This is a genomic window from Synechococcus sp. PCC 7335 (assembly GCF_000155595.1).
Taxonomy (GTDB): Bacteria; Cyanobacteriota; Cyanobacteriia; order Phormidesmidales; family Phormidesmidaceae; genus Phormidesmis.
In genome coordinates this window covers 3,390,237-3,403,433 of record NZ_DS989904.1, presented here as the reverse complement: position 1 = coordinate 3,403,433, position 13,197 = coordinate 3,390,237, and the positions used below count along the sequence as shown (strand labels likewise).

Annotated in this window: 10 protein-coding genes and 2 pseudogenes; 5 read left to right on the top strand and 7 right to left on the bottom strand. The window is 44.8% G+C overall.

Going from position 1 to position 13,197, the window contains the following annotated elements:
* Nucleotides 1-6 precede the first annotated feature (6 nt).
* Nucleotides 7-942, top strand: coding sequence for a sulfotransferase (locus S7335_RS14520; protein WP_227500002.1), 936 nt, complete (start codon nt 7-9; stop codon nt 940-942).
* A 1-nt stretch (nt 943) separates the two neighbouring features.
* Nucleotides 944-1,066, top strand: a pseudogene (locus S7335_RS28890) (IS1 family transposase); the annotation flags it as partial.
* 106 nt (nt 1,067-1,172) lie between these two features.
* On the opposite strand, the gene S7335_RS14515 reads toward S7335_RS28890, so the two are convergent.
* Entirely contained in the window at nt 1,173-2,543 is a 1,371-nt protein-coding gene (locus S7335_RS14515) for a glycosyltransferase (protein ID WP_006456255.1), read from the bottom strand.
* Nucleotides 2,544-2,829: 286 nt separating this feature from the next.
* Here S7335_RS14515 and S7335_RS28885 point away from each other — a divergent pair.
* Nucleotides 2,830-3,203, top strand: a pseudogene (locus S7335_RS28885) (transposase); the annotation flags it as partial.
* Nucleotides 3,204-3,489: 286 nt separating this feature from the next.
* Here the strand turns inward: S7335_RS28885 and S7335_RS14510 are convergent.
* From S7335_RS14510 to carB, 6 genes are all read right to left on the bottom strand, one after another.
* Nucleotides 3,490-4,443 (bottom strand): sulfotransferase, encoded by a 954-nt coding sequence (locus S7335_RS14510; RefSeq protein WP_006456308.1) that lies wholly within the window; start codon nt 4,441-4,443, stop codon nt 3,490-3,492.
* 379 nt (nt 4,444-4,822) lie between these two features.
* The gene (locus S7335_RS27335) at nt 4,823-5,296 is read right to left on the bottom strand and encodes a hypothetical protein (RefSeq protein ID WP_006454127.1); all 474 of its coding nucleotides are present in this window, start codon (nt 5,294-5,296) and stop codon (nt 4,823-4,825) included.
* Nucleotides 5,297-5,301: 5 nt separating this feature from the next.
* The gene (locus S7335_RS29510) at nt 5,302-5,451 is read right to left on the bottom strand and encodes a hypothetical protein (RefSeq protein ID WP_157620492.1); all 150 of its coding nucleotides are present in this window, start codon (nt 5,449-5,451) and stop codon (nt 5,302-5,304) included.
* Between the two features lie 81 nt (nt 5,452-5,532).
* Nucleotides 5,533-6,741 carry a glycosyltransferase family 4 protein gene (locus S7335_RS14500; RefSeq protein ID WP_227500001.1) on the bottom strand — a complete coding sequence of 403 codons (1,209 nt, stop codon included), beginning with the start codon at nt 6,739-6,741 and terminating at the stop codon, nt 5,533-5,535.
* Nucleotides 6,742-6,932: 191 nt separating this feature from the next.
* Entirely contained in the window at nt 6,933-7,109 is a 177-nt protein-coding gene (locus S7335_RS27825; protein ID WP_006456297.1) for a hypothetical protein, read from the bottom strand.
* A gap of 197 nt (nt 7,110-7,306) precedes the next feature.
* Entirely contained in the window at nt 7,307-10,549 is a 3,243-nt protein-coding gene (gene carB, locus S7335_RS14495) for a carbamoyl-phosphate synthase large subunit (protein WP_038016277.1), read from the bottom strand.
* A gap of 175 nt (nt 10,550-10,724) precedes the next feature.
* Here carB and S7335_RS14490 point away from each other — a divergent pair, with 175 nt between their 5' ends.
* Nucleotides 10,725-11,765 (top strand): Fe(3+) ABC transporter substrate-binding protein, encoded by a 1,041-nt coding sequence (locus S7335_RS14490; protein ID WP_006454273.1) that lies wholly within the window; start codon nt 10,725-10,727, stop codon nt 11,763-11,765.
* 313 nt (nt 11,766-12,078) lie between these two features.
* Nucleotides 12,079-13,152: an ABC transporter ATP-binding protein gene (locus S7335_RS14485; RefSeq protein WP_006453662.1), complete on the top strand. Its 1,074-nt coding sequence runs from the start codon at nt 12,079-12,081 to the stop codon at nt 13,150-13,152.
* The last annotated feature ends 45 nt before the right edge of the window (nt 13,153-13,197 follow it).

Sequence of the window (13,197 nt, the reverse complement as noted above, 5' to 3'; positions counted from 1 at the left end):
TCTGTTGTGTCACCCTCTCAGGAAAAATTTATAATGTTACCAAATTTTCTAGGTATAGGAACGCAAAGATCAGGCTCAACATGGTTGTATGAGAATTTAAAGAAGCATCCCGATCTATATTTTCCTCCCTTTCAAAAAGAACTACATTACTTTGATGCTAGAGAAAGTACTCTCTCAAAGAGTCTTCTTCAAAGGTTGTTCTTGTTACAAGATACAAGACCTAGCTGGCTAAAGTCGGCGAATGGTTGGCGAGACAAGATATTCAAAGAGAAAGTCCGAGAAAGTGTTCTTCAGCTAAATTTAATTAAAACTTTTCAATACACAACTGAATATCTAACTTATAACTCTGATGTACTATACTCATCTGCTTTCGAATTGGGTCACCAAAAGCTGGCAGGAGAAATAACACCATCATATTCTACACTGGAGAAAGAATCGGTTGGTTATATTCACCAAACCATCCCAGACTTAAAAATAATCTTTTTGATGCGAAATCCCATTCAAAGAGCTTGGTCTCATGCTCTGAAAGATATCAGAAAGACTCAGTCAGAAAAATTAAATGATATTTCAGATGAAGAATTCATTGTTGAGTTTGAAAGCCGAGGATCGCGTTTAAGAGGTAACTATTTACGCACACTTGAGAACTGGAAATTTCATTATCCTGACAAGCAGTTCTTAATCTGTTTTTTTGAGGAAATTAGTGAAGCTCCGGATGTTTTAATTAGTCGTATATGTAACTTTCTAGATATTAGAATACTGCCTGACTGTTCTAATAGCATTATCAGGGATAAAGTGAATTCCCGACAACAAAGATACGATGGAGAAATACCTCATCATCTTGCTATGTACCTAGCTAAAATGTATTTCGACCAAATCAATAAACTAGAAAGACAATTTGGGAGGTATACAACAAATTGGCTCGAATATGCTAGTAAACTTTAAGAGTCTTAGCCAGAGGGTTTCGAGGCTGATGAGGAAGTCCCTATCGTTTTCTGAGAGGTTGAAGAATCACGTTGGTGCTATCTGGCACTTCATCCATCACTACAATGCGTCCTTACTTGTTTAGGACTACCGATAAGCCGTATCCTACATGGTGGCATAGCTGTTTACTAGAGTAAGTCGCCATGAAAGTTTAGCCTGGGCTTTAGCCCGTCACAGAGTTTAACCAATAATTACTTATAACTGCTCTGATACTGGTTTACTGCCGTGTCGTATAGCATTTCCAAGTGTTTAGTATTCGTCTGCAAATCATAATTGGCCTGAATGGTTTCGATTCCTTTGTTTGCAAAATGCTCCTTGATGTTTGGGTATCGCAAGAGATCAAGAATCGCCTGACTCAAGTCAGAAATACTTCGTTCTGGTACTAAAAAGCCATTCTCTCCATGAGAAATAGCCTCGGGAATACCTGCATGAAAAGAAGCCACTACAGGCAAGCCCATCGCCATCGCTTCCAAAATAACCATAGGCAAGCCCTCTGTTTCTCCTGTTTCAGTAGTAACGCTTGGAACCACTAGAACGCTTGATAGAGCCATCCATTTCTTGACCATTTCTGTAGACTGCAGTCCTAGAAATTGGCAGTGTCGAAGAGTTTTAGAAGCCATGTTTTCTAGGGGCTGTCTCAATACGCCGTCCCCTATGACGATCAATTTCACATACGGCATAAGTTGCTGTACATGAGCCATTGATCTCAGTAAGTATTCACATCCTTTCTTTTCCACCAATCGCCCTACAAATAAGATGGTGGTTTGATGATTAACTAACTGGGTATTAGAAGCTTTAATTTCGCGAGTAATTTCAGCATTGAATTGCTGTAGATCCACACCAATATAATGAACATTGACTTTTTCTTCTGGACATCCCTGTTCAATGAGCCGTTGGCGAATGTAGTTTGATATTGCGATTATGCAATTAGAAGATTCAAACAATTGCGCCCGCTTACGGAGATATAAATGCCAGGTGTATTGAATAGGATCGCTAAAATAAAGCTGCTTATAAAGAGGTTCTCTGGGGTTGAAATCGGCATCGGGTTGCTTGGTAGCATAATGCGCGTGGAAAGTCACAAACAAAGGAACCCGAAGTCGTTTAGCTAGGGGCATTGCCATTACACCATCTAAACCAAAATGAGCGTGGATTAAACAAGGTTCGATGTCCTTCAAGTGTTCTACCCAGCTCGGACGAGGAAAATTAAAAAACCAGTAAGCTCCTTTCCAAAATTTTTTCAGCCCTTTTTCCTGTTCGAGAGTAATACATCGCTCTACTGGCAACATTGTATCTATATTAGACAAGCGCGAACTGCCTGCATAAAAACTCTGATACCGAGTGTAGTTCTCGGCCTGAGCTGGAATAAATGTCTCTGAATAAGGCAGTAACTGGTCGCGATATATCAGAATGGTTCGCTTAGGCATTTCAATGATGCCATCGCCGTTGATGTCTTCCGCGCCGCTCACCGAACGGCCGGAGTAGTCAACGGCATTGCTGCCGTTGACTACGAAGCCGTTGCTGCCGTCTAGGTCAGATGGGTTTGAAGCTGGATCGAATAACATGGTTGTTCTATTAACTTAGATCAATAGGCATAAATGTATTCTCGGTTTCAATGTATTAAATCTATCATTCAAGACTTGGCTGCCTACTTTTCGCCTTCACTTCTATAGTTTTGTTTACAGGTTTGCAAAGATAGCGTTTAGAAAGGACGAACTCCTAACAACTTGTCGCTAGAGCATCAGTGAATTCCCTTAGGAAACAACTCGTAAAGGTGTCTAATATTACTCTCACAGCGGTCAGCATTATTGCGTGATTAGGTTGCCGACTACTCCACTGTCATTTAATAGTGAGTGGAAGACACGTCAGCATGAGATCAGCAAGCGTCGGACTTGGCGCAAGCTACACCTCGGCATAGACGAAGCAACAGGCTAGATCCTTAGTGCCGTAGTGACCACGAATGATGTTTATTGACGGCGCTGTCCTCAAAGGCCTGATTGAGGGTAGTGATACTAAAGCACGAGCGTAAGTACTGGAAGAAGTTGGTGGGCTATCATCGTCGTTCGCTAGCTAAAACAACGATGTTTCGACATAAAGGAGCGTCTGATGGTAGAGTCCGCTCTAGAAAACTCGATAACTAGGCATTCGGGACACTGCTACAGTGTGCTGTCTTGAATCAGATAATTCAGGTGGTCAAACCTAACACTGTTTGGGTTGAGGACTAATCGAACGACTGCACGAAAGAAGCCTTCTCTTGTTCCTGAGTCATGCAACAAAGCCGTTCCCAATCTTTAAACATTTGTATTTTAACGCTATTAACAGCTTTTCTAAGGAAGTGTAGTTGATTATAGGTAGTAATAACAACAGAAATTAACGGTTCTTTTATATTCATTCTAAATACTTAAACAAATATTAGAGCCAAAGAAAAGAAAGCAAGTGATTTGTTGAGTTGTTATATACAGCTTTCCCCGCCTTAACGATATTGACAGCGAAATTTCAGATTCAAGTATGTTAGTAAATCTCTAGTTTTTGTAGAACTTTATATGACTCGGCTTCGAGTATCCTCATTTTTTTTATTCCTTCTCTCACAGAGGCTCGCCAAAAAGGAATTTTAGCGCCTGTAACTTCATAATTTAGTTCGTTTAATAATTCTCTTGTAATAGCTTCAAAATCAGCGAGCTGGTGCATGGAAAGAGTCGCTTTCCATGCATAAATACGAGAGGCATCAACAGGCTTGGCAACCATTCCGTGCAGATGCCAGTCTCCGGAGATATAGTTCACGGAAGTTGCACTCGGATCTAGCATCTCAGGAATGTATGTGAGACTTAGCCATTTGCAAATATGCTTTAGTATCCTCTCTGGATCGCTCACGAGCTGTTCGTATTTTACCTCGTAATACCTGTGTTTCTCCAGCGCTCTTCCGGCTTTTCTGCCCGCCCTAACCTTTTTTTGCCAATAGCAAGCTGCTTCGGTAAAGTTACCAACCCAACCGGCTTTTAGCAAGCTACTCGCTACATCTCTGCCATCTCTAATGACGTGAATAAACTGAGCTGTGGGGAATATTTCGGCAAGCCATTGAATGTCAAAAATATGACGTGGTGTTTTATCACCCCATCGCTTCTTTCCTTGCTTTCGAGCGGCCGCCTCAAACAGAGCAAAAGCGGCACCAGAGTAATTTGTTGGCGCTGCTCTTAGTAAAACATCTTCCGCTTCGTCTATAGACAGCTTGAAAACCGGGAAAGTGAACGTTGTCGAGGTCGCCTTATTTGTTTGTAAATCTCGGATAAAAAACCATCGTTGATGGGCAAGGCCAAAATCTCCGTACACTTCTTGGCGATCTACAAGTCGGCTCAAAAAGTATGTTTCTGAGGGAATGTGAATTGAGGGGCTTCGATTTAGCATCAACCTTAGCAAAGTATTGCCCGATCGCTCACAGCCAACAATAAAAACAGGCGGCGCATCCATAGAACATGTTCTCCCCATAGTGATTTAAGTTGCAGAAGTGGTCAGCGAGGCTCTAGTCTCTAATATCATTTTGACTATCAAATTGTCTTAAATATAAACTCAACCTAATAAAACCTCTAGGGTGTTAACCAGTGAGACAAATTCTTAAGAGTTGGGGTTTCCAGCAGCAGGATATCTTCCCTATATTCTTGAAGTAACTGCAAGTAGAGCAATGGCGTTAAGAGGGCACAGATTTGTAATTTAGGGCAACCAGTCGTTCCTTAATAGACTCTCATAATGAAGCTATAAGTAATTTTGCAGGTGTTGAGTTGATTAAGTTTTTCTGAGGTAGTAGCCGTTTCAAAAGCTTGCACCATGAGACATGAGTGACGTTGTATTGTTAAGGAGAGTTTGAGATGAAAGAATCGTCAACTTGGAAAAACTGAAAAATATCTCGTAAAACTTTCGACGTATTTTTCTTTGACTCCGCATATAAGCAAACTCGAACTTGCGTCACTAGAAACAAATCAAAATGCCGCTTGATTTGTCTAAAGTAGAAACCTTGCTGCTGATAATGCCACCTGAACCAGTAGTTCTTCTGAATTCTTTTGCTTTCTGTTTCGATTGCTTCAACAAAATCATAAATAGGTTCACTATTCCTATCAGTACTGAACAGAAAATCCGAATAGCCTCTTTCCACGTGATTTTGTAAAACCGCAATTAGCTTTGCATCAGGAATGTGGTGCTTTATGTTTTTAGACGCAGCACTTAAATGTAGAAGAGATAGCGAAGAGTTTTCGCCGTTAGCTATTTCGGTCGAAACCTGTTCAACAAACCTGTCATGATCTTCAAGACTATTGATTAGATTAGGCATACTTTCTATAGATCTAAAGTCACCTTTGAATTTGCTGAAACTTTCTTCTTCAAGGGTAAAAAGATTAGTTCTTTAATCGGGCTCATATAAATTTGCGGATGTGCTCTAAGACAGCGATCAAGAGCTGTTGTTCCGCTTTTTACTGCTCCTATTATTAGAAAATTTGGTAGAGTTACCCTTTATCCCTCCTACTAGACCTGTTGGGAAGTGTATGCAGTGCGAGTTCGTCTGATATGTTAAAGAACTTTTGCCTCTTTACAGCACTCTCTAAAGGTTTCCAAAAACTTGTCTTTAGTATGCGTTTTCTCAACCCATTCTCGACCCTCTTTGCCTAAACGAGTGCGTAGCTCATGATTGTCCAGAAGCTTTTTCAGGTCGTTGATAAAGTTTGGGAGCCCTGCTAACCCATCACCGTCATAACGACCTACATAGATACCAAAGCGAGAAACAACTTCTTCGGGATTGACACAACTGAGTAGAGGAGTTTCGCATCGAAGTGCTTCCTGAAAACTGACAGCTAACCCTTCATGAATAGATGTATTTATCAAAACCCATGCAGAAGATAGAATTTCGATTTTTTCTGCACCTTGAACATGTCCCTTTAAGAAAATATTTTTGGGTAAGTTCTGTGGCTCCCAAGCACCTTTCCCCATAAAGTGAGGCTGCCCTAGGAAGATAAAATCGACTTCTGGAAAATGATGCGCAAGTTCAAGGAACAACCAAGGACGTTTGTACGGATCTAATCTTGCTAAGAAGACCACACTAGGTTTTTCGCTTTTACTTATTTGGCCAGGATCAAGGTCAATAATATTCGGCAGTAGCTTGACTTCAGATGGGGCTAAGCCGTAAGTGCCTGAAACTTTCTGCCGCAAGAAAGTAGCGGGCGTACCAAACAAAATAGGTCGCCTGGATATTTTCGACATCTTAGCCACTCTGCTTAGGGAAGTACAATCTGGAGTAGTCAATCCTTGAGGTAGCTCAGAATTTCCCGGGATACGCACCGTCTGTATCTTTTTCATATCTTCAGGTGGACGCGGATCTCTCACCCAAATTATGATCGGAGTGCGGGGTAAAGCAGAAAAAATAGGAAAATAATTAGGGCGATAATCAATGGATAAAAGAATGTCAATCTTTTCTGCCCATAGCTGCCTTACAAAATGGATTGTGTTCCGAGAGGTCGATATTAGTTTTGTGCCGTGAACGAGGGACTTATCCTTTGCTTGTAATGCAACTCTTTCACCTGAGATGAACACAAGATCTACGCCCAAGTCAGGGCTTTCGTTAAAGCATTTAGCCACTTGCTGAGTAGCCCAACCAAAGCCTCCCATTCGCCCTAATTTCCGGTCAAAAAATTCGTTAGCTACTACGCCTAGCTTTAAGCGTTGACTTTTATTTTGACTTTGAAAGTTAATATTCACAAATACAAGATTGGGTTTCAGACCCATCCTAATTGACAAATTTATCATTTAGTTTATATTTTCTGACAAGGTGCACCTGAGAATTGTTTAGATTTCATGTTGGCCTCTTTTCATGGTTACTAAACACCTATCTTTTTAATCGGTGAAGGCACTCGTCTTTAACTACTGAATGTGTTTGGTGGTTCTAAAGTCGAAATTATTAGGATTGGGCAGCCAGGTTAGAGCACCTCATGCTCGACTTCCTTGCCTTTTCGCTTCATCCGTATCTGCTCTGTAAACTGAGAGAACCGTTCTTCCCAATCTTTCACGGTTTCGTGGGTGAACTGGAAGCCTCGCAGCAGAAAGAACTCAGTCAAGTCCTGATAGCTTAGCGCAGCGGCAAAACGTGGAACCACTGACAGTAGGAACAGGTCACGAGCAGCGAGCGGAAACCGAGCGGAAACTTCCTTCCTAGGCTAACAGAAGGTTATGCCCATTTTGTATACTTAGTTCTGACAGTTTCCACTGACAAGATTGCATCAAATAGTCTCGCAGATAATATGTTGATACTTCTAGACTTAAGTGCATTCTGGTATAGCTATCAGAGAAACGCTCAGGCCAAATGATCTTGTAGTGCTTTGACAGTTAGCTGATTCTCTTTTAGAGATCGGATTGCAGCAAGAGTGGCTTTGGCACCAGCGAGAGTAGTAACGGTTGGAATCTTATAGTCAAGAGCGGTGCGGCGCAAGATACGATCGTCTTCTTGCGCGGCTTCTCCAACCGGAGAATTGACAATTAGCTGGATGGTTTGGTTTTTGATAGCGTCGCCTACGTGAGGGCGACCCTCATGGATCTTGAGGATGGACTCAACGTCAACACCGGCTTCGCTGATAGTGCGGTGGGTGCCGCTGGTGGCAACAATACCAAACCCTGCTTCGACAAACTCTTTGGCGATAGGGATCACTGCTGCTTTGTCCCTGTCATTGACAGAGATAAAGACGGTACCTGACTGAGGCAGGATTTGACCGGCGGCTAGCTCCGCCTTAGCATAGGCTTGGCCAAAGCTGGTATCAATGCCCATAACTTCCCCTGTAGAGCGCATCTCTGGGCCTAGTAATGTATCGGTGCCCGTGAATTTATTGAAGGGAAGAACGGCTTCTTTAACAGACAGGTAAGCCGGAATAATCTCTTCGGTCAGGCCAAGGTCAGTAAGGGTTTTACCAGACATGACCCGAACGGCAAGCTGAGCGAGGCGTGCGCCTGTGGCTTTAGAAACGAAAGGAACCGTGCGCGAGGCGCGAGGGTTAGCCTCAATGATATAAACCTGTTCGCCTCGAATAGCGTATTGGATGTTCATCAGACCAATAACATTAAGACGCTTTGCAAGTTTGAAGGTCCAGTCGCGGATAGTGGCAAGGGCCGCCTCAGAAAGACTAACGGTAGGTAGAGTGCAGGCGGAGTCACCAGAGTGAATACCCGCTTGCTCAATATGCTCCATAATGCCGCCAATGACAGCCGTGCCAGTGCGATCTGCGATCGCATCGACATCCACCTCAATCGCATTTTCTAGAAACTTATCGATCAAAATGGGATGGTCGGGCTCTACCTGCACAGCAGTCGTCATGTAGCGAACAAGATCTTCGTCAGAATAGACAATTTCCATCGCGCGACCGCCTAGCACGTAGCTAGGACGAACGACAACAGGATAGTCAATCTCTCGGGCCACTTTGAGAGCTTCTTCATTGCTGCGAGCAAGCCCATTAGGCGGCTGACGAATATCAAGCTCGCGCAACATTTGCTCAAAACGTTCGCGGTCTTCAGCCGCGTCAATCGAATCAGGAGAGGTCCCCCAAATTTTGGTTTTGATCTCTTCAGAGGCACCACTGTCTAAGTAGTCTTGCAAGGGAACAGCAAGCTTGAGGGGGGTTTGACCGCCGAACTGGATAATCACACCGTCAGGATTTTCCGCTTCAACAATGTTGAGCACATCTTCTTTGGTCAAGGGCTCAAAGTAGAGGCGATCGCTGGTGTCGTAGTCGGTCGAGACTGTCTCCGGGTTAGAGTTGACCATAATCGTCTCATAGTCATCAGCCTGCAACGCAAAAGAAGCATGGCAGCAACAGTAGTCAAACTCGATGCCCTGACCAATCCGATTAGGCCCCCCTCCCAAGATCATCACCTTGCGGCGATCAGAAGGAAGAACTTCACTCTCTTCTTCGTAAGTCGAGTAGTAATAGGGTGTAGTAGATTCGAACTCAGCAGCGCAAGTATCGACCATCTTATAGACAGGAACAACGTCAAGCGACTTGCGATACTCACGGACGGTGTCTTCATGAGATCGCGTGGCAAAGGCGATTTGTCTATCGCTAAAGCCTTCTTGCTTAATAGCTAGCAGTTGCGACTTATTAATATCAGGCAAAGGCGTCTGCCTAAGGAACTTTTCGATCGTGATCAAGCTCGCAAACTTGTCTAAAAACCAGGGATCAATAGCAGTAAGTTCGTAGATTTCCTCGACCGATAGCCCTAACTTCATCGCATGATGAACAGCAAAGATCCGCTCTGGATGAGGACGGCGTAAGTCGCTGCGAACCTGGGAAAGCGTCGGTAGCTTCTCAGAGCGATCGCACCCCCAGCCAGCTCGACCTGTTTCTAGCGATCGCAGTGCCTTTTGAAAAGATTCTGTAAACGTTCGACCAATCGCCATCGCCTCGCCAACAGATTTCATCTGTGTAGTCAATGTTGAAGACGAACCTGGGAATTTCTCAAAAGCGAACCGAGGAACTTTAGTGACCACATAGTCAATCGTAGGCTCAAAGCTAGCGGGTGTCTTTTTGGTGATGTCATTAGAGATTTCATTTAGGCGATAGCCGACCGCGAGCTTAGCCGCAAATTTGGCAATCGGGAATCCAGTGGCTTTAGACGCTAAGGCCGAACTCCGAGAAACCCGAGGATTCATCTCAATAACGATGACATCACCAGTATCTGGATTGACCGAAAACTGAATGTTCGAGCCACCTGTTTCTACGCCAATCTCACGGATAATTTTGATCGAGGCATCGCGCAGGCGCTGATATTCTTTGTCCGTTAGGGTCTGGGCAGGGGCAACCGTGATCGAGTCGCCAGTATGAACACCCATGGGATCAATATTCTCAATAGAGCAGATAATCACAACGTTATCGGCTAGATCACGCATCACTTCTAGCTCATATTCTTTCCATCCCAATAAAGACTGCTCGATTAAGATCTGAGAAACCGGACTCGCTTCTAGCCCTGAGCGACAGATTGTTTCAAACTCTTCTTTGTTGTAGGCAATCCCACCGCCGCTGCCGCCCATCGTAAAGGCCGGACGAATAATGAGTGGATATGAGCCAATTTGCTGGTTAATTTCCCAAGACTCATCCATTGTCTCAGCGAGCCCAGAGGGACAGACGCCAACGCCAATTTTAAGCATGGCCTCTTTAAACAATTTGCGATCTTCGGCTTTTTCGATGGCTTCTAGCTTTGCCCCAATTAGCTCGACACCGTATTTGTCTAAGACGCCACACTTAGCCAGTTCTACCGCAAGGTTTAGCGCGGTTTGACCGCCCATCGTAGGCAGCAACGCGTCTGGCCGTTCTCGAACAATCACCTGTTCTAATAAGTCAGCTGTCAGGGGTTCTATGTAAGTGCGATCAGCGATATCAGGATCAGTCATGATCGTTGCTGGATTAGAGTTGACCAGCACAACCTCATACCCTTCTTCTCGCAGCGCCTTACAGGCTTGAGTTCCAGAGTAGTCAAACTCACAGGCCTGGCCAATCACAATCGGGCCAGAACCAATGAGCATTATCTTTTTGAGGTCGTTTCGACGGGGCATGGGGACCAAACTTAATAAATCCAACCAATTCTACAGCAAATGATCAGACTGGTTTTGACCGTTTCCCCAAAATGACAACTGTTCCTAACAATAAAGTAATCAAGAAAGGGTTGCATAATTAGCCCTTAACTTTTTTACTAGTTAATAGTAATTGTCAACAAGCGAAGAGTATAGAATGAAGATAAGTAGACGCTACCTGTGTGGAATCACGCTTTTGGTCGGTCTAGGCATTACTGCCTGCCAGGGCAGTTCAGATCAGGCTGAACAAGTTGTGAATCTGTACTCTGCTCGGCACTACGACGTCGATGAGGAACTGTATGAAGAGTTCACTGAACAAACCGGCATTCAGGTGAATGTGCTAGAAGGTAAGCCGGATGAGCTGATTGAAAGAATTAGCAATGAGGGCGAGGAAAGCCCAGCCGATGTGTTTATTGCAGTAGATGCCGGACGGCTATGGCGGGCACAAGAGGCGGGAATTCTGCAGCCAGTGTCCTCTGAAGTTTTGAATAGTGTAGTGCCAGAGAACCTACGCGAGCCCAGTGGTCTGTGGTACGGCTTGACCACTCGGGCCAGAATGCTGGTGTATAACACAGACAATGTGCAGCCAGAGGAGCTATCAACCTACGAAGATCTAGCCGATCCAAAGTGGGAAGAGCGGGTGTGCATACGCAGTTCTGAAAATGTTTATAACCAGTCACTGCTCGGTTCGATGGTGGAATCAATAGGGCCTGAAGCTACGGAAACCTGGGCAGAAGGACTAGTCAGTAATTTTGCTAGAGACCCCGAGGGCGGCGATACTGATCAAATCAAGGCAGTAGCGGCAGGACAGTGCGACGTGGCGATTGTGAATCACTACTATTGGGCACGGCTAGCCAAATCAGACGACGCGGCGGATCAGGAGGCAGTGGCTAAAACGGCGCTGTTCTTCCCTAACCAGTCAGATCGCGGCACTCACGTCAACATCAGCGGTATGGGCCTGGTCGCCGGGGCACCAAATCCTGAAAATGCGATCGCGTTTATGGAGTTCTTAGTCAGCCCTGAAGCGCAAGAGGTGTTTGCTGAGAGCAATAATGAGTATCCAGTAGCAGAGGGCGTATCACTTGATCCAGTGGTGTCTGAGCTAGGCGACTTCAAGGTAGATGCGACTAACGTAGTGACCTATGGTCGAAACAATCCTCAAGTAAACGAGATCGTAGATCGAGCAGGTTGGGAGTAATACTGGATCTTTTTGTAGCAGTCGCAGTTACGTTTAGCGATTGCTAACCACTTAGCTCTATAGGCACATCAATATATACGGCTCTCACTATCGCGAATATATAGTGCGAAGAGCTAAGTGGCAAAAGCTGTACATGTACCTACAGCTTTTGCTACAGAGACCACACTGTAGAGGGTACTGGCGAGGGGGCACTGGCTTAAGAGCGTAGCAATGACGTTTGACCTTGGTGTTAAATGAAACTTATTGGGAATTACTCTGGGCAAAGATCGCGTATATTAGAAAAGGCATTATTGAAATTAATGTGCAATAGCGTATGTCTCGTCCTGTCCTATCTTGCTCTAAGGTTACAAAACAATTCGTAGGAACAGCACTTCCAGCGGTAAATCAAGCCAGCTTCGAGCTAAACCAAGGAGAGCTACTAGGCCTATTAGGGCCATCAGGCTGCGGTAAAACAACCCTGTTGCGGCTAATAGCGGGTTTCGAGCATCCTAATGCAGGAGAGATTGTATTAGGCCAGCAGCAGGTATGCGGAACGAGAATGCGGTTGCCACCTGAGCGGCGAAATGTCGGAATCGTGTTTCAAGACTATGCGCTTTTCCCCCATCTCAATGTGGTGGATAATGTAGCGTTTGGTTTAAAGCAGCTATGGCGGCAAGGTTTGCTGCTTAAAAAAGAGATTCGTTCGCAGGCGATCGCAGCCATTGAGCTAGTGGGGCTTGCTGGGATGGAGAAGCGATTTCCCCACGAGCTTTCTGGAGGACAGCAGCAGCGGGTAGCGCTAGCTAGAGCGTTAGCACCTCGTCCACCTGTAATCCTGCTAGATGAACCGTTCAGTAACCTAGACGTGCAGGTACGGCTGTACTTGCGTCAGGAAGTGCGCGATATCTTGAAGCGGGTAGGCGCATCTGGGATATTTGTGACACATGACCAAGAGGAAGCCCTAGCGATCGCAGACAAAGTAGCCGTCATGCATCAGGGTCGACTCGTACAAGTAGATACACCAGAAGGAATTTATCAGCGCCCAGCCTCGAAGTTTATCGCAGCCTTTGTGACGCAGGCAAATTTTGTAGCGGCAACGTGGCTTAACGGTGGCTGTCAGACAGAGCTAGGGTGGATTGGTCCCCTACCGGTCGAAAAGATAGTACAGCAAACAGCGGCGCAAGGAAAGCTGATGATTGCCCAAGAAGATGTGCAGATTAAACCAGACAAAGGAGGAAATCTGCAAGTTCAAGATCGTCAATTTCTAGGAAGAGAGTATCGATATACTGTACAGCTACCTTCAACAGAAGTACTCAATGTTCGCACAGCAGCGCATCAGCGATTAGAAATTGGGACCCGGGTACAGGCAAAGGTGGATTTGGCTCGGGCAAGGTTTTTCTCCGATTAGGGTGCTAAGAAGTAATGGTGTCAAGAAGTAATACAATCGCTAACA